Raw genomic sequence first — 20,319 nt, forward strand, 5'->3', positions numbered from 1 at the left:
GAAATGCCTGTGATCTTTTATCGACTAGGCTGAATTGATGGCATGAGAGGGTATTTTGGATTTTGATCGTCTTTAAGAAAATAGCTTATTTCTTGCAGAGCTTTCGTAACGTTTCCATATTGACCTGATCCAGTGGAACGTCGTCTCCTCCCTCTTTGGGCGTCTCCAGATACATCGGCCGATCTTGAAATGTCGGATCATTCATCAAATGCCGAAACGGTTCCAGTCCCAGAAAGCCCTGGCCGATACCTTCGTGCCGATCTTTACGACTGCCGAATTCGCATTTGCTGTCATTTAGATGAAAGGCGCGAATGCGATCGTAGCCGATCACTTCATCCAGCTCGGCCATGGTCTTCTTATATTCTGATTTTTTAATCAAGGGATAACCGGCGGCAAAGATATGACAGGTATCAACACAAATCCCCAATCGCTCCCCGTCCTGCACCTGCTGCAGAATATAAGCCAACTGTTCAAACCGAAATCCGAGATTCGAACCCTGCCCAGCCGTCGTTTCCAGCCAGATTTGTGTTGCAAACCCTTCCGTCTGCTGATGAATGCGATCAAGGGCGGCCACAATCCGGTCGAGTCCTTCTTCTTCACTCGATGTTACATAACTCCCCGGATGCATGACGGCACCGACCAGCCCCAGTGCCTCGGCCCGCTCCAGTTCGATCACAACCGCATCGATCGATTTATTCCACAATTCCTCTTTTGGGCTCGCCAGATTGATCAAATAACTCATATGCGAGCAGGGATGCGTAATTCCCGTTGCTTCCAGCCGCTCCTGAAACAGACTGACGTCTTTGTCAGTCAGCGTCTTAGCCCGCCATTGATTATTATTTTTGGTAAAGATCTGCACGCAATCCATTTCGAATTTGGCGGCGGTATCAACGGCTTTATAGTATCCACCAGCAATAGACTGATGTGCTCCCAGTAACGGCATGTATCAAATCCAGTAAACTGAAAAGAAATATTTAATGAGTTCCGACATTCGGGAACATTATAGTTTGTCTGCCCTGCCCCCTCCAGCCACTACAATGCGTGAGAAATTCCCCGTGGATTGTATTGAATTTCGTGGGAACTTTTCTGGTTTACAGTTACAATCGATCTGATTTCGCAATTCCATTCACCTGCTGAGTCAGGCGATCTCTGTTTTTTCTAATGGTGCCGGACGAATCATGGCTTCAATCAAATTGTGCTCGCTGTTTCTCACTTTGTGTTTGACGACAAACATGCTTCACGCGGCGGATCAGCCGAATATCATTGTGCTACTGGCCGATGATCTCGGTTATGGTGAACTCGGTTGTCAGGGAAATCCGCAAATTCCGACGCCGCATATCGACTCAATCGCAGAGAACGGAATCCGCTTCACGCAAGCGTACGTCACCGCACCGAATTGCAGCCCATCGCGGGCCGGCCTACTAACGGGTAAGATTCCGACTCGCTTTGGTTACGAGTTCAATCCCATTGGCGCGCGGAATGAAGATCCGGGAACGGGCCTGCCCCCCGCCGAACAAACACTTGCCGAATTGTTGCACGATCAAGGCTACACCACGGGGCTGATTGGCAAATGGCATCTGGGTGGCGCTGCCGATTATCATCCTTACCGACATGGCTTTGACGAGTTCTTCGGCTTTGTGCACGAGGGACATTACTTCGTCCCGCCCCCTTACCAGGGTGTGACAACAATGCTGCGGCGCAAGACACTTCCCGGTCGTAGTCAGGGACGCTGGGTTAGTGACAACCTGATTTACTCAACCCATATGGGACACAATGAGCCCGACTACGACGCCAACAACCCGATCATTCGCGGTGGGCAGCCGGTAGTAGAAACAGAATACCTGACCGATGCGTTTACGCGCGAAGCCGTCAGCTTTATCGATCGTCATCAGGACAAACCGTTCTTTCTCTATCTGGCGTACAATGCAGTGCATAGTCCGTTGCAGGGCAAAGTAAAAGATATGCAGCGTTTCAAACAGATCAAAGATGTGCAGCGCCGCATCTTTGCTGCAATGCTGGTCTCTCTAGATGACAGCGTTGGAAAAATCCTCAAACAGCTAAGTAAGTCACAGCTCGATCAGAAAACGCTGGTCATTTTCTTGAGTGATAACGGCGGCCCCACACGCGAACTGACTTCCAGCAATCTTCCCCTGCGTGGTGGGAAAGGATCAATGAATGAAGGGGGGTTGCGGGTGCCGTTTCTGATGCGCTGGACGGGCACCTTGAAACGGCAGCAGACATTTCCTCATCCGATCAGCAGCATGGACATCTTCAGCACATCAGCAGTGCTGGCCGGCGCAAAGGTGCCACCAAACCAGGACGGTCGCGATCTGATGCCTTATCTTTTGAAACAGAAAACAGGATCGCCACACGAGGAGTTTTTCTGGCGACAGGGAAACAGAGCGGCACTCAGAAAAGGTAACTGGAAAATTGTGAATCATCGCGGACATCGAAAAGAGCCTGCCTGGGAACTGTTCAACATCGCCGATGATCTGTCCGAGAAACAAAATCTGGCTTTACAGCAAGCCGAAAAATTGAACGAGTTAAAATCCCGTTGGAATGAACTCAACGCACAAATGAAACCGGCGCTCTTTCGATAACAGTCGGTTTAGTCTTGTCGAGCCACTTCTGCGCCCGGTCGGCTGCTTCCCTGCTTGATGATTCGGGCAAGCTGCTGTTTTAGTCGCTGTGTTACCGCAGGCTGCTCAGCAGAGACGTCTGTTTTTTCTGCAGGATCTTTGGCCAGATTGAAGAGCTGGAACTGCGGCACCTTGGTATTTGCCAACTGCTGCTCGACCACCACGTTGCGAGCGGTCTTTCTATCGTAGCGATGTAGTTTCCAATCGCCGACGCGCAGTGCATAGGTCCCGTTATTGCCATTATTCTGTTGCACAAGATGGCCGCGGCCCTGTGCCTTGTCTTTACCTAACAAAGCATTGAGCACGTTGAAACTGTCACGACAATCGTTGGGAGGCAGACTCTGTTTCGTCAGGGAAGCCAGACTGGCTGGCAGATCGATGGTGCAGACAAGCGCATCGCTCAACCCCGGCTGGATGCGGCCTTTCCAGCGAGTGATAAACGGTGTTCGCGTTCCCCCTTCGTAGACACTGTATTTGCCACCGGAATAAGGGCCCGCAGCGCGGTGTTTCCCGATTTTTTCCAGTGCACCATCCTTATAGCCATCGTCAAGCACCGGACCATTATCGGAACAGAACACGACCAGCGTATTTTCTGCCAGCTTCAGTCGATCGAGTGTCTTCATCAATTCACCGACACACCAGTCAAGCTGCACGATCGAATCGCCGCGAAAACCGAGTGATGTCTTCCCCTGAAACCGCTCGTGCGGCATACGCGGGACATGGATATCGTGCGACGAAAAGAACAGAAAGAACGGCTCGTCTTTGTGCTGCTCGATAAAGGCCACCGATTTCTCGACCCACTTATCGGCCAGATCTTCATCGCGGAATCGGGCCGCGTGGCCGCCGGTATAAAAGCCGATGCGACTGATGCCGTTGTGAATGGTGGAATTGTGCCCGTGCGACCAGTCCATTTTCAGCGTGTCACGATGTGTTAAGCCCGTGGGATGATCAGGGCTCGGTTTTTTATTCCCCACCCATAATGGATCGGCGGAATCGAGATTGAGCACCCGATGATCCTGCACATAAACCTGTGGTACACGATCATTGGTGGTCGGCAGCAAAAAGCAGGTATCGAAGCCGATTTCAAGGGGTCCGGGTTTTAACTGACCATTCCAGTCCGGTCCTTTCGTGCCGCCGAGCCCAAGGTGCCATTTTCCGATGACCGCTGTGGCATATCCAGCGCGATTCAAAATCGATGCGACTGTTTCCGTGCCCGGTTTGATAATCGCTGGTGCGTTTGGTGGCGCGATTCCCGTTCGTTCGCCGCGAAAGGCATAGGTCCCAGTCAGCAGTGAGTAGCGAGTTGGTGTGCAAGTCGAAGCAGAGCAGTAGCCGTTTGTGAACCGCAGGCCTTCTGATGCCAGCTGATCAATGTGCGGCGTTTTGAGTTCCGTCGCACCGTAACAGGAAACATCGCCGTAGCCCAGGTCATCGGCCATAATCACAATTACATTCGGCGTTTCAGCAAACGTTTGTCTATTTGCATACCCCAGTAGCGTGATCAGAAACAGCATCAGGAAACAGCGGCGCATGGTGATTCTCACTGTGAGTTGAAACGATAAAAGTCGAATAGGGATAGAAAGCTTTATGGTAATACAAGCAGCGAGCCGGATCTACGAATAACGCTCTATTTTCTCAGTCCGAATTCGCATCAGGTTTTCTGTCCAACATACATCAGTTTCCCGAAAGCTACTTTCTGCTGCTCGGATTGAAAGTAGCTGTTGAGCAAAGCGAGAATGTCTTCGGGCTGACTGAGCCACTGTTCGTAGGTCGTGATCTCCTGCTCGATCATCGTCGCCAGAGCATCTAATTTCGGCCACAGTTTTCTCAATACCTGAATTTTGCAGACCGCATGCACAAAACGCAAAAACGGTGTCAACCAGGGTTCTACGATGACCACACAGCCTCCCGGCCGGAGCACACGCTGCATCTCGCTTAAGGTCTGTTCTAGATCTGCCGGGAGAATCGGCAGGTGATGCAGTCCCCCCTGCACGATTAAGACGTCCCGGCTATGATCTTCGAATTTCAACTCTCGACAATCCCCCACATACAATTGTGCGGCACCCTGATATTGCTTGAGTAGATGAGGTGACAGATCGACGCCTTCCACCGAATGAAATCCCAGTTCAAGCAGCGCATGCAACCCGGTCCCCTGCCCGCAAAACAACTCGACGACACGCAAATTTTTGTCCCACTGATCAACGCCCAGTTGCTGAAGTCGTTTCAGGAATTTATGGCATTCCTGTTCCGGCGTCTCGAAACGGCGATAGGCGGATTCCCAGATCTCATCACAGCATTCCATTCCCGGCTGCCAATATTCAATCTGCAAGGCTGGCTCATTCTGCTGTATGTTCATGGCTCACTCGAATTTTAGCAACGAAATGCAGCGATCGGCCAAAGAGGTAGTCTGCCGGTCTGGGGTAGAGATGAAGATTGCTTTCCCAGTCAGTGACCTCTAAATTCAATGTGGAGAACATCTGCTGCCACTCCTCATAAGACAAATAGTTGTACGGCAGAGCGACACCATAACTTGCATTCCCCACCCAGTCCATGAAGCGGAGAGTTGATCTCGCAAACAGTCCGTTTCGGGTATGATCTTTAATGAGAATCGATTTTCGCGCAACCCGTTTTGCTTCCTTCAAAATCACAGTGGGATCGACCGTGTGGTGCAAGACGTCGATCAATAGAACTGAATCAACGCTGTTATTCTCAAAAGGAATTGTTGTTCCATCAAATGCGGTGACCGGAATTCTGGTATCCGACCTTACGAGTACATCGAGGCCTTTGAGCTTCAGACTCGGGTTGGACTCAGCCAGACAGCTTCCCAATAGACCATCACCACAACCAATATCCAGCACCAGACCATCCGGGGGCAATAATGGTGCAAGGTGTCTGGTTAGTGATTCAACACGTCGGCTGTGGACCGCGTGAGAATGGATTTGCTGGAGCATTTTCATTTCATTATGTGTCGCGAAGTTTCAACCGTCGGAGTGATTTTTTGATAGTTTACGTTTCTAAGATCACTCGATTCATTCGATATTGATTCAAGGATATTTTTTTCGGCGGCACTCTGTTCAAAACTCCAAATAGCGACAACTTTCATGAGTACGAAGAAAATGAGTGTCTGCATCACCGTGAACAGAGTAAATGCGCCTGCAATCAAGCGTGACCAATGCAGGGTAATCGTACCCGTTGTCACAAACTCAACAATGCCAGGCCAGAGGAACCCAATTCCCAGGAAGGTAAACAGGCCAACAATCACCGCCAACGGTTTCCCGGTAAACAGACTGACCACGATCGATGACCAGAAGCCGACCGATTCCTCACGACGCGCACTGAATTGCGCCATCCGGTTGGTCAGAGCCGAAGCCAGCAGTAACATCATTCCCAAAGAACCCACCAACTGGCAGACGACAAATCGATAGATCATCCATTCTTCCAGCCTGCGGTGCTGGAAGTAGAACTCAGTCGGATAGGCCGCCAGTAGCAGGATGAATAACACACAGAAGGAAAATCCTGCCAGAAAGATTTTTTCTGGCCGATAGCAGAGTACACCTTCACTGATGACTTTGAGAAAACGAATTCCGTCCCACAGTGCGCTCAGCTTGCTCTCACCGATGCGTTCCTCATATTTCATGGGGATCTCAATGATGCGCAAGTGATTCATTAATGCACGCGCACTCATTGCCGGGGTGAAATGCAATCCATCCGGCAGCGGATACAGATGTTTGAGTGACTGCCGACGGACGACCCGCATTCCGCTGGCAGTATCCGTCACTTTTCGACCACATAACAGCCCTAATAGAAACGCAAAGATTCGGTTGCCTGCCCTGCGAATTGCCGGCATTTGTGAGTCGGGCCCCAGACGTGAGCCAAGTGTGACATCAGCATGTTCGGAAATCGCCGTCTGACAGAGTTGGGAAAAGAAACGTGGGTCACACGTCCCGTCCGCATCCAGAAACCCGACCAGATCACCGCGTCCCTGCCTCCACCCCTCTTTAATGGCCGCTCCATAACCCTGATTTTTTTCAAAAACGATAACCTGAATCTCGTCAAAGCTTTGCGCAATTTCCACAGTCCGATCGGTCGATCCATCGCTGACCACAATAATTTCCATGCCCTCTAAGCCCGATGAATGGATTATCTCTTCCCGGGCGTCCAGGCATCGGACAATCGTGGCACCGATGGCATCCTGTTCGTTTAAAGCGGGAATGACAACTGTAAGCCATTTATAATCCATACTTTACGACTCATTCCTATTGACGTGAATGTGCTGGTTCTACAAAACCATCTAAAGAGTTTAGACTGAAGCGGTGGCAGAGACGACTCGTCTTTAAAATAGCAAGAAATGTATAATAGGGAGCTTTAAGGGGAATGGCCAACAATATTTTGCCATTCCGAGCTTCTGAACCGTGGTCGATAATACAGAAATGCCAATTTTACAGCTCATTCCAGTTGAACTGAGTTGCTGCAAACGGGCATCAACCTGACTCACCCGGCTCGTCAGAACAACGATTGATTCATGAAAATAACTCTGATTCTATTAACCTGTTATGTCTTCGCCGCGTTGGTGCTGCTCACGAGAGTGATCCCCACGCAATTCATTCGTTTCAAAATCTTGAAGCCGCTGCGGAGGAAGATTCATTTCCTGTGCACTCCCCGCGTATCTGTGGTGACCATGTTTATTCTCAGTTTTGTGCTTTCGGCTGGTATCTCACAGTTCAAAAAACCGGTTCCCCGAATTCATGATGAATTCAGCTATCTATTAGCAGCCGATACGTTTTCGCAAGGCAGGCTCACAAACCCAACGCACCCGTTCTGGAAACACTTTGAATCGTTCCACATCTTCCACCAACCCTCTTATGCTTCCAAATATCCCCCCGGACAGGGACTATTTCTGGCTGTCGGTCAAGTACTGACCGGGCGACCGATTGTCGGAGCCTGGCTGAGTGTCGCGCTGGCGTGTGCGGCGATCTGCTGGATGTTGCAAGCCTGGGTCCCGCCACGCTGGGCCTTCGCCGGAGGGCTGATGTCGACGCTCCATCCGCTCATCATACTTTGGGGGCAGAATTTCTGGGGCGGCGCTGTTGCCGTGCTTGGTGGGGCACTTTTATTTGGCGCCTTGCGTCGTTTGATCAAACAACCTCATGCAGGCACTGCGTTGCTCTATGGGCTGGGACTGTTTCTACTGGCAGTCAGCCGACCGTTCGAAGGATTTTTGACCGCTGCTTCAGCATCAGGATTGCTGGTAATCTGGATGGTCAGACAATCGCAATTTCCCAATCGCATTTTATTTCGCTCTGTACTCTTACCTTTGGGAATTGCTGGCTTCTGTATCGCAGGCGTGCTTTTGTTTTACAATGATCGTGTGACCGGAAATCCTACACAGTTCCCCTATCAGGTGCATGAAAAAACGTATTCGCCCACCCCGCTGTTCATTTGGGGAACGCCACGTCAGGTAACCATTGCAAATCCTCACTTGGGACAATTTTATACAGGATGGTCACTTGACGCCTACCAGAAGCAGCAGAACCTAAGAGGCTATCTTGATATGGTTTTACTCAAGCTATCCCGGCTGGTAGGAAATCTGATCGTATTTCCCCTTGGCATTCTCTTACTGATGGTTCCCTGGATCATCAAAGCGCACTGGGGACGCGTGGCTGTGTCAGTCACATCATTGATCTGTCTGATAAATCTGTTGGGTACGACATTTTTTCAACCGCATTATCTGGCGCCGGTGATTCCCCTGCTCTTTTTCATTTTCATTCAGGGGGCACGGCACTGGCGTGTTGCCAAATGGAAAGATTGCCACCGGGGCCCCGTATTCGTCGCCGGCCTGTGTCTGATCTTTATCGCCATGAGTTTCACGCGTGTCTGGCTCTTCACGACCGACCTCAGTCTGCCATCGCAGTACAAGATCGCATTTCAACGATCAGAGCTGCTGGAACAACTGCAGCGGCAACCCGGAAAAGATCTTGTGTTTGTTCAATATGACTCCAATCATGATCCTCATTTTGAATGGATTTACAATCGGGCAGACATCGATAACGCTGAGGTGATCTGGGCACATATTTTAGACGAGAAAGAAAATCAAAGGCTGATCAAGCACTTTGCCGGTCGACAGATCTGGTGGATCAATGCGGATGATGACGAAATCAAACTGAAACCGTTTGAAAGCATGCCTGCGAATCCAAATCCGCCACAACATTCACGCGACGCAGATTCCGATGCGTAGGTGTTCGAAAACCGTTCCTGAATTTGAACGGGTTTCAAATCGTTATTTTTTCCCGGCTGGATTCTGCTTTGAGGGAGTCATCTCAACCCCGGACCTGCTAAAGGCGATGGCCCGCGAACCAGCGGTCCCGATCATCACCGCTTCCATGAGCGGCTTGTCTGCAGTCTCTTCTGAAGTCCAATTCACCAGGAAGTTTGCTCCGGACCCACCACTACTGTCACGTTCTTCCACCAGAAATTCGATTGTCTGAAATGGTTCCAGTTTGATCGTACGGTCCAGATAAGATTCAACCAGTTTGCCATCCGTGTTAAAGTAATCAATCGAATTCAGATAGACGGGTTGATCCGAATCGATGTTACGAATACTCAATGTCGTTTCCAGCAGTAACGGAGATCCGCCGTGATAATAGATGTGTGAGTAGCTGGGAATATACATCGAACCACGGCGGGAAAATTTCTCCCCATTGATATCACCTGCCAGGTAGAGGCCGAGGTCCGGTGGTTGATAACTGCGCGGTGGCACGTATTTGATTCGATCTTCAAACTTCGCAAACCGGTTATCGAGATAAACGACTGCGCTGATCGTGACCAGACTGATTATTCCCAGTAGAAATAACAGCCCGATCCAGTTTTCACACAACCAGAGAAACCAGTTAGGATACTCGTTTTCATCTTGCATCGCGCACTCACTTTCCCTTCAAGCAACTATTTCCGACTGTCGTTGAGCGCGGGTTCTGCCTTCCCTTGGGATCCTGTCGATACGCCCAGTTCCTGATTAGTATTAAACTACTATAGTAAAGGCAAATTTGAAAGTGCGATTCAAAGATCGAGCGGCTAAGGCAGGTGTTTTTTCAATTCTTCGAGCCGCGCATTGCAATTCCTGACGAGCAATTCCAGTTGCGGGTCAGACTGACCGGCGGCTTCGATCATGGAGTGATAGTATTGCACGATTGCTTCGGGGCTCGCGCCAAAGTGTCCCCAGAACTCCTCTTTGTTTTCGATTTGCAGATCAAACAGCATCGCTTCCAGGTTATGCAACTTGTCGGCCAACTCGATCGCTCGAGCCCCCAGCGTCGCACCCTGCATAACTTGAATATGATCCTGCTTGCGATCCCGCCAGCTCCGTTTTTTCCCTTCGCGGGTCTCTTTTTCTTCCGTCATTTCTTTGACGTACTGAACGACATCGGCCGAGAAAAGTTCTGCCAGTTCTTCGATCGTCAGTTCCGTATCCTCGACAACATCATGCAGAACTGCTGCGGCAAGAATCGACTCTTCATGAAAACCGGCCTTGATCAAAATCAGGCAGACACTCATCGGATGAGCGATATAGGGAACTCCAGACGATTTTCGTTTTTGAGACTTATGCGCCACAGCGGCCAGCCGGACCGCATGTTCGAATACGGGAGAGTGAAGTGGTTCCATGCCTGTTTCTTTGGTTCAACGTTCGTGTGAAGATTCTTAAGTGTGTCTGAACTGATTGAATCGCGTGTACTCCCAATGGCGATAGAGGGCCGATTTCTTCAACAGATTCGATTGATTGTCAACGGCTTCCACCTTTCCTTCATGGATCAAAACGACCTGATCGACTCGGCGGAGCGTCGCGACCCGGGAAGGAATGATCAGAATCGTGCGATTCTGAAAAATTCGAGTATAGGCATCTTCCAGCAGTGTTTTGGTATCGTCGTCGAGCGATTCTTCCGGTTCTTCAATAATCATCAACGCTGGTTTTCGCAGTAAGGCCCGCGCCAACCCTAAGCGAAAGCATTCGCCTGACGTCAGCTCTTCACCATTCTGCCCCAGCGAGGTTTCATAACCTTGTGGCAAATTCTGGATAAACTGATGTGCGTGTGCTTCTTTTGAAGCGGCGATAATCTGCTGCAGGGAATAACGTTCATCGCCGCAACGAAGATTCTCCTTGACGGTCCCCGTTAAACAGGGATCATTCCCGCTGACATAAATGGCTTCCGCCCTGAGTGATTCTAATGTCACCCAGGCACTGTCTTCGCCATCAATCAAAACCCGCCCCGACTTTGGTTCAATGAACCGGGGAACGAGATAACTTACCGCCCGCGGTGCCAGCGTTTCCAGCGACACCAGCGCCGTGCTGGTTCCCGCCGGAATTTTCAAATCAAAGCCATTGAGAATTTTCGGGGTATTGGCTGACTGGCTATAGCTGACATTTTCGAACTGGAGTGATTGTGATAAGGGTTCCTGAAACTTAGCACCGACGGCCTGACTGACTTCTGGAATCAGATTCAAATACCGATAGATGGAACTGGCGGCGATACTGGCATCGTTGCGAATCTGCATCAGATTATACAACCCGTTGACGGGCAGATAGAAGAAGGCGAAGATGCCGACGATTAAGATTGCTGCCGAGAGCGGCAGGCTTTCCGGATTGACCAGCACCTTATAGCCGACCAGAAACAGAACCAGACAGGAACAGAATACCGCCAGACCGCGGGCAATCCGATGCCCCCAGCCTTCAACGCGTTTCAGCTTATCGAGGTTGTCTGTATATTTTTCGAGATGCTTCTGGAACTGTTCATGCTCTGCTGTTTCCATTCCATATCCACGCACCAGTCGCGTACTGCGTAAATTTTCTGCGAGCAGAGCGAGTTCCGAATCAATCGTGACCAGCGTTTTTGCGTGTTGCTGTTCATGATTTTTTCGATGCTGCAATAAAAAGTACCAGGCCGCCGATAGTGGAATCAGGCACTGTAATGTTAATCTCCAATCGATTGAGATCGCGAACAACAACATAACAAGCAGTGAACAGGGATGTCGTCCGAGTTGATAGACCCACTCAAAAACGCCATTCTGAACCGTTCCGACATCCTTGATGAATAGTTGAAATGCATGCTCCGTTTCTTTGCCGGATAAATCACTGGGGCTCAGCCGCAATGCCTGCCGATGAATCATATTACGTAAGGTCATCGAAATATGATGCGAATTTTTTAGACTGCGTTGCCGTGCTCTCCAGCGGATCAGAACCCGGATGCTGGCAAGCACCAGTGCGACCAGGATTAGAGTAAATAGAGCCGTCTGGTTTTCCTGCAGTACGGGAAATCGCTGATATATCCGCGACATGATTCCCCATTGATATTTGGAATGCAACCACCAGACGGAGGGGAGAATACCTGAGTCAGTCAACGTGATCCTGTTTGAGACAACGGGAGCAGGCGCTGCAAGCTGGTTCTCTACTGGCTTAGGTTCCGGCTTAGGTTCCGGCTTGGGTTCCGGCTTGGGTTCCGGCTGCTTTGCATCTGGTTCTGGCTGTTTTTTCTCTGCAGCCCCTTCTGCCGGGGGTTCAGCTGGTTTTTCGCCCTTTTCTTCTGCCAGCTGACTCGCCAGCGGAAGCACATTTCTGATTTCCTGCAGTACCTGGACATTCTGCTCACCGCGGACTGTGATCCTTCCGCGATGATTGAGCAAGTCGACAATCAGAAATAAATCGACCAATAAGCAGGCCAGCAACAGGCAATTTAACAATGACCAGAACAAGACGGATCTGGCGGAACCCCGAAAGAATTCCCGCGCAGGAAACGCGCGGTGGAATGCGTTGGGCTGACGATTTGACACAGGACCCACCGAATCTGTATTAAATTATTGAGAAACGAAGACTGCTCTCTGTGCGTCAGGCAAGGTCACGGTCTTCAAAAAGGATAAAGGCAACCAGAATCGCGATTCCGGAATAGAGCAGACAGCTTAAGGCGGAATAGCCGATATAAATTGGTGGAACCACTGTTCCCGTTGCGACCGCGGGTGACATATTAAAGTTGTCCAGATTAGGCAGAATGGTGGCGATCAACTGCCCTGTGAATTTCACAAACTCCAGCCCTTCTGCTTTCGCCTGCACCAGGTTCGGAGTCAAGTGTCCGATGATGTAGATACCAAAACAAATAATCATGTTCACCATCATCGGCAGTCGTGTGGAAATCGCGACGCTGATGGCGGCCAGAATGGCGACTTCCATATAGATCAAAAGAATCCCGGGCAGGATCAGCCAGACGGCGGCCATTTTTTCTGCATGGCTGGGGACATCTTTAGAGGCTTCCCGTGCGTCATAACCCACTTTAAAATAGACGAGTAACAGGAAGGTAATCACCAGGGGCAACATCAGCCAGACAACGGCTTTCAGAATACCCAGGTATTTCCCCACAATAAACTGCCTTCGATTGATCGGCTTGGACAGCAATGTCATTGCCGTCTTACCTTCAATTTCATCTGCGATACTGGTACTGGCCGACCAGACCGCCAGCAACAGACTGCAAATCAAAATCGTCGCCAGACCGCAGTCCATTAACATTTTGACATCATCGCCCATCGAAAAGAACGGGAGAAACGTATTCAACAACAGCAGAATCAATCCCAATGCCATCAGGAGCAAAAAGACCGGCTGGCGAATGGCTTCTTTCGTAGTGGCTCGGGCAATCACCCCTGCCTGCGTGAAGGCACTCACGCCAAACAAAAGAATAAAATAGAGTACGACCCCTGCACCGGTAATCCACCATTGCACAGTCAGGTCAGCGGTTTCAGCAGAAAAAACCAAGAGGCTTTCCATCGTTCATTCACCAATCAAATAACAAAAACTATTATGAATTGCGAAAATTAAAGGTCATACTCGTCACCCGGCGATTCCAGGCGCAGAATCACTCTCACCTCTTACGAACCTGAGTGCTTCGAACGTTGGTTTTATTTTTCGATTTCCGAAAACAAAGTTCTGAAAACAAAGAGATTTCAGGCGTTTGAACCAACTTTTATCGAGCAAGAGCTACTTTACCGAGAAAAGGTGGTCAAAGTAAAGAAAGCAAGGCACTTCGGTCGCTGTTTTCCCCAATCTGGGATGGGCGTTCGCTATAACTTGCCAAATTGGTTTGATGCCAACCTGAACCTGCTCAATTGCATAGGGTTAGCGTTTGATCTCGAATTGGGACCAGGCAGGGTTGGGCGTTGCTTCCTGAATCGATACATCTGTTACATTCGCTGCAAACATCAGCATCATGTCTTCGAAAAACTGGTCGAGAATCGACTTGCTACTCGCCTGGGCTACCAGTTCAACTGTTCCATCCGACAAATTTTTAACAAAGCCAGTGATGGGATACTGCTGCGCAAGCCTTGAGGTACGGTAACGAAACCCGACGCCCTGGACGCGTCCCTGAAAAATGGCGCGCAGACAAACGACGTCCGCCGATGAATCAGATTGCTGAGAACCAGCGCACATGGATGGCTTCTCTTGTGTAATAGAAATGGTCAACGAATTAATAGAGGCTCGATCGACGATCAAGAATGACTTGAGTCTTGAGGTGAGAAGTTTAAAAGCAGTTCGCGCTAAGGAGAAGTCGTTTCTTTAGGGAGCTGCTCAATCTCAGGCAGCTCAGAAAAGTCGATACACAACTCTTCGCGAACAATACTCATACTTCGGGGGGCATCAATGCCCAGTCGGACAGAATTGGGACCAATGCGAACGATTGTTAGAGTTACATCATCGCCAATCCGAATTCGCTCGCCGGGCTTACGTGATAATACAAGCATTTCTTTTCGAATCCTTCGTTATCTGTTCCCTCATACTTCCTTGTAACCTTCTTTCAAAGGTTGAAGCAAAATGCAGGATGAGGGTCATTCAAGAGTACTCATCTCAACAGCCTGCTGAAAACAATCTATACGACTCAGCAAACTGCCATCACTACGATGTCGACATCAGTATGATAACACCTTTCGGCAAAACGTGTCTACCCCAGACCCGTAAATATCAAACCAACCCAAAAAAACGCCATAACACGCCCCTATTTCCACCACCCGACCCACTTTCGTGCACAAAAATCGCGCACCGCGTCCGATGCACAAAAAAAAGGCAACCCACAGGCACGCCAAAGTCGTTTTAGCGGCATTTTTGCCCCTCTTTTTCCTGATTGAACAGCGCGTATCGTACTCGGGCCCCGTTTCCAGTATACCGGAAACGGTCAGCCGCTTCAGATTTCTGCATGCTGGCAAACTCTCAGCAATCAATTCAAATTGTGCAAAACGCAAATCACGATTGGGATTTGTACAAGATAAAAAAAGAAGCTGGAAAACCGCTTAGCAACCGCTTGACGATTTCCATCAGGATCGTCAGTCTTAAGCAACAGCCTTCGCAAATGTACGTTTTAGAAAATGGTAGCGGTCCATCATTATCGAAACTCGGCCTGTGAGACGTTACAAAACGAATTCGGGCTCACTCAGAATTTCTGCCTCAACAGCAGGGGAACATCATGATTCGTATTGGGATTATCGGAGTTGGTTTTATGGGAATGGCTCATTACGAGGGAGCCAAAAAACTCAAGGGAGCCAAAGTTACAGCTATATCAACCCGCGATACTAAAAAACTGTCGGGTGACTGGAGCAGTATCGAAGGAAACTTCGGTCCGCGCGGAGGCCAGGAGGACCTCTCAAAAGTTAAACAATATCACGATTACCATGATTTGCTGGCTGACCCCGATATCGATCTGGTAGATATCTGCCTGCCGACACAGATGCATGAACAGGTGGCCCTCGATTCCATTAAGGCAGGCAAGCATACTCTTGTCGAGAAACCGATTGCCATCGACCTCAAAGCCGCCAATAAAATGGTAAAGGCCGCTGAAAAAGCGGGGGTCCAATTCATGGTCGCCCAGGTACTCCCCTTTTTTCCGGAGTTTCAATTCGCCGTCGAATGTGTACGGAGCAATAAATACGGAAAACTGCTGGCAGCCCACTTCCGTCGTGTCATGGCGCCTCCAAAATGGTCTGAAAACATTGAAGACTTCCAGAAACTGGGCGGCTGGGGAATCGACCTGCACATCCACGACAACCATCTGATTAGCCTGATGTGCGGCGTGCCGAGTAAAGTCACGTCGCGCGGCATTGAAAACAAAGGCTACGTGAACCATGTTCATACTGTTTATGACTTCGAAGACCCGAACCTGGCGGTCAGCTGTGTCAGCGGCGGCATCGCGGCGCGTGGTTTGGAGTTTGCACATGGCTACGAACTCTACTTTGAAGATGCGACAGTTCTGTTCGGCGCCGGGACCATGGGTGTTGGAAAGCAAAAAGAGTGGGTCGTTAGCCAGCCTTTGACTTTGATTACAAATAAAGGCCAGTTAAAGCACCCCAAACTCAAGGGGGGCGATGCCTGGTGTGCCGCATTTACCCTCGAGTTACAAGCGGCCGTTAATGCCCTGGAATCGGGCGTCGAACCAGAGGCACTCTCCGGCGCCCTGGCAAGAGATGCCCTGAAAATTTGCTATGCTGAAGCAAAAAGTATCCATTCGGGGCGATCCATTCCGGTCAAATAAGTGTCCTTTGACTTTGTAAAGTGACCTTTTCCACAATCAGACCGCCGAATCTCGAACGGTTCTCGAAATACGGCGGCCTGTTTATTGGTATGCTGGAAGAATTGGGGTAATCTGGCGTTCTTCGAGACCACTTTCGTCGAAACCGGAAACCGCTCAAAGTCCATCGCGGACAGTCCGAAGGGCGCTAAAACACGATTCCAACCCTAAATTCGGGTCAAATATAAGACTCCTTGATCTCCTGATAACGTGATGACCATGCTTGAAAATCTACCTCTCCAATCCGTGAAATACAAAGGACTGACGATCGAGGGCTATTCCCGCGCAGCCGTTCAGAGCTATTGGAGAGTTCCCGAACTCAAGTTGGGTTTCGATATGGGGGGCAGCCCCTGGTCGTTTATGGGGACCGCGGTCTATTTTATCTCACACGCGCATCTGGATCATATGGCGGCACTACCCGCGTACGTTGCCCGGCGACGGATGATGAAAATGAGCCCCCCCACGATCTATATGCCCGAAGAAGTCGTGGACCCGGTGTGGAACATGCTCAAAAGCTGGCAGAAACTAGATCGCGGGCGGATGGAATGCGACTTGGTTGGCATGAAAGATGGAGAAGAAATCCAGCTTTCTCGCGAACACGCCGTGACCGCATTTCGCACCAAGCATACGGTACCTTCGCTCGGGTTTCAGGTTTGGGACTGTCGCAAAAAACTGAAACCCGAATACATGGGTAAACCGGAAACGGAAATCCGTGATGCCCGGATGACGGGAATTGAAGTCAGTGAAGAGATCCGCGTACCCCTGGTTTGTTACACCGGCGATACCGCCCCCGCGGGCCTGGATCATTTCGAGACGGCGTATCAATCGAAAGTTCTGATTACAGAAATGACGTTTTACCGCCCCGAACACCGGCGGGAAAAGATTCATAAATTCGGACACATGCACCTGGATGATATTGTCGAGCGTGCGGAACGATTTCAAAACGAATTGATCATCCTCGCACACTTCAGTACGCGGTATCACGATAACCAGGTCATGAACGCCGTCAAAAAACGGTTGCCTGCTGAGTTACAAGAGCGCCTACAGCTCTGGATGTAAGCCGGTTTGAAAACGTTTGATGGCTAATGGATGAGTCTCATCGCCGATCAGTCTTATCGCTACTGACAATCGCTAAAAAAAGCCTGAAGGAAATTCGCTTCCTTCAGGCTTTGATTCATGGTTAAAACGAACTGACTACGCGTTGATTTCGTAGCCTTTTCGTTGTTCTCGTGATTGCCACTGGTTGGCATCATCGTCGCCGATAATCTGCTCTGTTTCGGGATTCCATTCCAAAGAACGGTTCAAACGAATGGCAATATTTGCCAGGTGGCAGGTCGTAATCGCGCGATGATGGGTCATCACATCGGAAATCGGCTGTTCCCGTGCATCGACACATTCATAGAAGTTGCGCATGTGATCGCCAGGCTTTCGCCCTTTGTAGAGCTTTGTGATCGTATCACTGGAAAGCGGGTTCGTTTTCAGGTCTTCCACCGGTTTTCCGGTCAAATCGCCACGGCTGACGAACATTCGCCCTTTCGTACCGGTAAACAGAATCCCGTTACGACCATCACTTTTAATCGTCATTTTGACTTCGTTCGGGAAGGTACATTGCACTTCGAACTTGGAAGCCACGTTATAGCCGTCGTCCTTGGTAGGCATGCCATCTTTCAGAGGAATCGGATGCTCTGCAGAAATCGGCACGACCTGAGTCGGACCGGAGTGATCCATGCCAATTCCCCACTGGGCGATATCAACATGGTGTGCGCCCCAGTCAGTCATTTTGCCGCCGGAATACTCATACCACCAGCGGAATTCATAATGGCCACGAGTTTTTGCATGTCCACCATCCTTTTTCCAACGATAGTCCGTAACAGGAGCCTGTCCGAGCCATTTTTCCCAGTTCAATGATTTGGGAACTTCCGCTACCGGAATGGGGCCACTGGGAGCAATCCCGCCAATCACACATTCGACTTCAGTGATATCACCCAGCCGACCTTCCTTAATGACCCCCAACGCATTCAGGAACCGCTGTCCCATTTCACTACGCTGTTGAGTCCCCACTTGGAACACACGGCCGGTTTCTTTCAATGTTTTAATGATCTGCTTGCCTTCATCGATCGTCAATGTCAGCGGCTTTTCACAGTAAACGTCTTTGCCGGCTTTCATGGCTTCGATGGCAATTTTCGTATGCCAGTGATCGGTGGTAACGATCGTCACGATATCAATTTCGGGATTTTCAAGAACTTTCCGATAGTCTTCAAAAATGGCAACTTCTTTGTTGTTCCCTTTTTTGCCCTGAATGTCTTTCACCCGGTTACGGGCATTGTTCAAATGAGTGGCATCGACATCACAGACGGCAATCACATCGCCGTATTTCATGGCGTTAGGACCAACCGCGCCCCAGCGACTCCCGGTTCCGATACAACCGACAACCGGACGATCATTGGCTGCTTTGAATTTGTAAGCGCTGGCGGGGTCAATATCGAACCAGAAAGGCATACTGCCACCAGCAACGGCGGCAGCGGATGTTTTCAAAAAGTCGCGACGATTCTGCTTTTGATTACTCACTGAAGACTCCTTATCAACAAAGAATGGTGCAGGACGATTCGGCGAAACGAATCGTATAGTTGCAGGAAGATTAATCGTGATCAGTCATTATAGTGAACTGAGAAACGGCTTTGCAAAGATCAAGCGGCCTTTATATCTGTTTTGCGCTCTATTCTTTTTTGTACGTCTCTCAAGTGTTTCATGCTAAGATGAAAGCGGAAAATAAAAACCAAAACTGGAAATCGAGAGACCAGAACACAATTTAATCAGCGTAAAGCAGCCCAAAATACAAAACGAGCTCTTTTTTAGCGAAGTTAATAAATAGATCCGACAAACGATTGATCCGATGCGCACAATCCTGCACGTAGACATGGACGCGTTTTATGCGTCGATTGAAGAACGGGAACACCCGGAATTGAAAGGGCAGCCAATCATTGTTGGCGGTCGTGCAGAACATCGGGGTGTGGTTTCCGCGGCCAATTACAAAGCGCGCGAGTACGGAGTCCATAGTGCGATGCCCATGAAAACCGCACGGCAACGGTGCCCGCAGGCGCACTTTTTTCCGGTCCGCATGGAAGAGTACGCGAAGATCTCGCGGTCGATTCAACAAGTTTTTCGTAAGTACACTCCGCTGGTGGAGCCGCTTTCTCTGGATGAAGCGTTTCTGGATGTGACCGGCAGCCATCTGTTATTCGGCACCGGACAGGAAATTGCGGTCGCCATCAAACGTGAGATTAAAGAGTCACTCAACCTGATTGCCTCCGTCGGCATCGCTCCCAATAAATTTCTGGCCAAAATTGCTAGTGACGCCGACAAACCGGACGGACTAGTGATTGTCGAGCCGAATGGCATCTACGCCTTTCTTGATCCCCTGCCCATTTCCCGTGTCTGGGGCATTGGAAAAGTCGCCACCAAGCGTTTTTCTAAACTGGGCATCAACACGATTTCTCAACTGAGGACCCTTGACCCTGGATTATTAACGGAACTGTTCGGCGAACAGGGACAGCATTTATGGGAACTGTCACAGGGAATTGATGATCGTCCGGTCGTTCCCGAACGACAGGCGAAATCGATATCACGCGAGACGACATTTTCATTGGATGTGACCGATCTGGAAATTCTGAAAAGCGTTTTGATTGAACTGGTGGAAGACGTCGCCCGCCGACTCCGTAAAAATGAACTGCGTGGCCGAACCATTCAACTCAAAATTCGCTACGATGATTTTGCTACGTTTACCCGCGCACTCACGGTCAATCAGCCGACGAACATTACCAGAGAAATCGAAGCAGCCGCCTTACTCCTGCTGGAACAGAGACTTCCCGAACGCCCTTTATCGATCCGCCTCATTGGCGTTGGCGTAAGCGGATTTGACTCGGGAACCCGGCAGCAGCGTTCTCTGTTCGACGAAGAGGACCAGCAGAAACATTCGCGTTTGGATCAGGTCAAAGATCAGATCGCAAACCGCTTTGGAACGGAATCCATCAAACGCGCCAATCGGATTGAGGCGGATGAAACAGACACGGAAACATCCTCAGAATCCTGAGTCGCTT

17 protein-coding genes are annotated in these 20,319 nt (G+C 49.8%); 5 read left to right on the forward strand and 12 right to left on the reverse strand.

All coding sequences use genetic code 11. The features are described 5' to 3' along the window. Nucleotides 1-85 precede the first annotated feature (85 nt). Entirely contained in the window at nucleotides 86-943 is an 858-nt protein-coding gene (locus AAC022_RS17240; protein WP_339733048.1) for a deoxyribonuclease IV, read from the reverse strand. Nucleotides 944-1,178: 235 nt separating this feature from the next. Between AAC022_RS17240 and AAC022_RS17245 the strand changes: the two genes are divergently transcribed. Beyond that, entirely contained in the window at nucleotides 1,179-2,600 is a 1,422-nt protein-coding gene (locus AAC022_RS17245) for a sulfatase (RefSeq protein WP_339733050.1), read from the forward strand. Between the two features lie 8 nt (nucleotides 2,601-2,608). Here the strand turns inward: AAC022_RS17245 and AAC022_RS17250 are convergent, their stop codons facing one another. The 4 genes from AAC022_RS17250 to AAC022_RS17265 all read right to left on the reverse strand — a co-directional run bounded on the left by AAC022_RS17250 (nucleotide 2,609) and on the right by AAC022_RS17265 (nucleotide 6,879). Then, on the reverse strand, nucleotides 2,609-4,171 hold the full coding sequence (locus tag AAC022_RS17250) for an arylsulfatase (RefSeq protein ID WP_339733051.1): 1,563 nt from the start codon (nucleotides 4,169-4,171) through the stop codon (nucleotides 2,609-2,611). A gap of 119 nt (nucleotides 4,172-4,290) precedes the next feature. Further along, the gene (locus AAC022_RS17255) at nucleotides 4,291-4,995 is read right to left on the reverse strand and encodes a class I SAM-dependent methyltransferase (RefSeq protein ID WP_339733052.1); all 705 of its coding nucleotides are present in this window, start codon (nucleotides 4,993-4,995) and stop codon (nucleotides 4,291-4,293) included. Next, nucleotides 4,976-5,590 carry a methyltransferase domain-containing protein gene (locus AAC022_RS17260; protein ID WP_339733054.1) on the reverse strand — a complete coding sequence of 205 codons (615 nt, stop codon included), beginning with the start codon at nucleotides 5,588-5,590 and terminating at the stop codon, nucleotides 4,976-4,978. The genes AAC022_RS17255 and AAC022_RS17260 overlap by 20 nt, the downstream gene beginning before the upstream one ends. 2 nt (nucleotides 5,591-5,592) lie before the next feature. After that, a complete protein-coding gene (locus AAC022_RS17265; RefSeq protein ID WP_339733056.1) occupies nucleotides 5,593-6,879 on the reverse strand; it encodes a glycosyltransferase in 1,287 nt (428 codons plus the stop codon). A 282-nt stretch (nucleotides 6,880-7,161) separates the two neighbouring features. Here AAC022_RS17265 and AAC022_RS17270 point away from each other — a divergent pair, with 282 nt between their 5' ends. Continuing rightward, on the forward strand, nucleotides 7,162-8,874 hold the full coding sequence (locus AAC022_RS17270) for a hypothetical protein (protein WP_339733058.1): 1,713 nt from the start codon (nucleotides 7,162-7,164) through the stop codon (nucleotides 8,872-8,874). Between the two features lie 42 nt (nucleotides 8,875-8,916). On the opposite strand, the gene AAC022_RS17275 is transcribed toward AAC022_RS17270, so the two are convergent. The 6 genes from AAC022_RS17275 to AAC022_RS17300 form a co-directional block, all read right to left on the reverse strand. Continuing rightward, a complete protein-coding gene (locus AAC022_RS17275; RefSeq protein WP_339733060.1) occupies nucleotides 8,917-9,552 on the reverse strand; it encodes a DUF3124 domain-containing protein in 636 nt (211 codons plus the stop codon). Nucleotides 9,553-9,707: 155 nt separating this feature from the next. Continuing rightward, complete coding sequence (locus AAC022_RS17280) at nucleotides 9,708-10,295, reverse strand: HD domain-containing protein (protein WP_339733062.1); 588 nt, start codon at nucleotides 10,293-10,295, stop codon at nucleotides 9,708-9,710. A gap of 36 nt (nucleotides 10,296-10,331) precedes the next feature. Then, nucleotides 10,332-12,455, reverse strand: coding sequence for an ABC transporter ATP-binding protein (locus tag AAC022_RS17285; RefSeq protein ID WP_339733064.1), 2,124 nt, complete (start codon nucleotides 12,453-12,455; stop codon nucleotides 10,332-10,334). 55 nt (nucleotides 12,456-12,510) lie between these two features. Next, nucleotides 12,511-13,425: an ABC transporter permease subunit gene (locus tag AAC022_RS17290; RefSeq protein WP_339733066.1), complete on the reverse strand. Its 915-nt coding sequence runs from the start codon at nucleotides 13,423-13,425 to the stop codon at nucleotides 12,511-12,513. Between the two features lie 360 nt (nucleotides 13,426-13,785). Next, the gene (locus AAC022_RS17295; protein WP_339733067.1) at nucleotides 13,786-14,097 is read right to left on the reverse strand and encodes an acylphosphatase; all 312 of its coding nucleotides are present in this window, start codon (nucleotides 14,095-14,097) and stop codon (nucleotides 13,786-13,788) included. 107 nt (nucleotides 14,098-14,204) lie between these two features. Continuing rightward, entirely contained in the window at nucleotides 14,205-14,408 is a 204-nt protein-coding gene (locus tag AAC022_RS17300; protein ID WP_339733069.1) for a carbon storage regulator, read from the reverse strand. Nucleotides 14,409-15,124: 716 nt separating this feature from the next. Between AAC022_RS17300 and AAC022_RS17305 the strand changes: the two genes are divergently transcribed. Both AAC022_RS17305 and AAC022_RS17310 read left to right on the forward strand, forming a co-directional pair. Further along, nucleotides 15,125-16,186, forward strand: coding sequence for a Gfo/Idh/MocA family oxidoreductase (locus AAC022_RS17305; protein ID WP_339733070.1), 1,062 nt, complete (start codon nucleotides 15,125-15,127; stop codon nucleotides 16,184-16,186). A 255-nt stretch (nucleotides 16,187-16,441) separates the two neighbouring features. Then, entirely contained in the window at nucleotides 16,442-17,281 is an 840-nt protein-coding gene (locus tag AAC022_RS17310; RefSeq protein ID WP_339733071.1) for an MBL fold metallo-hydrolase, read from the forward strand. Nucleotides 17,282-17,416: 135 nt separating this feature from the next. Here AAC022_RS17310 and AAC022_RS17315 read toward each other — a convergent pair whose 3' ends face one another. Then, on the reverse strand, nucleotides 17,417-18,790 hold the full coding sequence (locus tag AAC022_RS17315; RefSeq protein WP_339733072.1) for a Gfo/Idh/MocA family oxidoreductase: 1,374 nt from the start codon (nucleotides 18,788-18,790) through the stop codon (nucleotides 17,417-17,419). A 325-nt stretch (nucleotides 18,791-19,115) separates the two neighbouring features. Here AAC022_RS17315 and dinB point away from each other — a divergent pair, with 325 nt between their 5' ends. After that, nucleotides 19,116-20,312 carry a DNA polymerase IV gene (gene dinB / locus AAC022_RS17320; protein ID WP_339733073.1) on the forward strand — a complete coding sequence of 399 codons (1,197 nt, stop codon included), beginning with the start codon at nucleotides 19,116-19,118 and terminating at the stop codon, nucleotides 20,310-20,312. Nucleotides 20,313-20,319 lie beyond the last annotated feature (7 nt).

The organism is uncultured Gimesia sp., assembly GCF_963976445.1.
Classification (GTDB): Bacteria; Planctomycetota; Planctomycetia; order Planctomycetales; family Planctomycetaceae; genus Gimesia.

What these genes read in the sequence shown, in the direction of transcription:
- AAC022_RS17240 (WP_339733048.1), bottom strand. Translation starts at nt 943, where the DNA reads ATGCCGTTACTGGGAGCACATCAGTCTATTGCTGGTGGATACTATAAA.
- AAC022_RS17245 (WP_339733050.1), top strand. Translation starts at nt 1,179, where the DNA reads ATGGCTTCAATCAAATTGTGCTCGCTGTTTCTCACTTTGTGTTTGACG.
- AAC022_RS17250 (WP_339733051.1), bottom strand. Translation starts at nt 4,171, where the DNA reads ATGCGCCGCTGTTTCCTGATGCTGTTTCTGATCACGCTACTGGGGTAT.
- AAC022_RS17255 (WP_339733052.1), bottom strand. Translation starts at nt 4,995, where the DNA reads ATGAACATACAGCAGAATGAGCCAGCCTTGCAGATTGAATATTGGCAG.
- AAC022_RS17260 (WP_339733054.1), bottom strand. Translation starts at nt 5,590, where the DNA reads ATGCTCCAGCAAATCCATTCTCACGCGGTCCACAGCCGACGTGTTGAA.
- AAC022_RS17265 (WP_339733056.1), bottom strand. Translation starts at nt 6,879, where the DNA reads ATGGATTATAAATGGCTTACAGTTGTCATTCCCGCTTTAAACGAACAG.
- AAC022_RS17270 (WP_339733058.1), top strand. Translation starts at nt 7,162, where the DNA reads ATGAAAATAACTCTGATTCTATTAACCTGTTATGTCTTCGCCGCGTTG.
- AAC022_RS17275 (WP_339733060.1), bottom strand. Translation starts at nt 9,552, where the DNA reads ATGCAAGATGAAAACGAGTATCCTAACTGGTTTCTCTGGTTGTGTGAA.
- AAC022_RS17280 (WP_339733062.1), bottom strand. Translation starts at nt 10,295, where the DNA reads ATGGAACCACTTCACTCTCCCGTATTCGAACATGCGGTCCGGCTGGCC.
- AAC022_RS17295 (WP_339733067.1), bottom strand. Translation starts at nt 14,097, where the DNA reads ATGTGCGCTGGTTCTCAGCAATCTGATTCATCGGCGGACGTCGTTTGT.
- AAC022_RS17300 (WP_339733069.1), bottom strand. Translation starts at nt 14,408, where the DNA reads ATGCTTGTATTATCACGTAAGCCCGGCGAGCGAATTCGGATTGGCGAT.
- AAC022_RS17305 (WP_339733070.1), top strand. Translation starts at nt 15,125, where the DNA reads ATGATTCGTATTGGGATTATCGGAGTTGGTTTTATGGGAATGGCTCAT.
- AAC022_RS17310 (WP_339733071.1), top strand. Translation starts at nt 16,442, where the DNA reads ATGCTTGAAAATCTACCTCTCCAATCCGTGAAATACAAAGGACTGACG.
- dinB (WP_339733073.1), top strand. Translation starts at nt 19,116, where the DNA reads ATGCGCACAATCCTGCACGTAGACATGGACGCGTTTTATGCGTCGATT.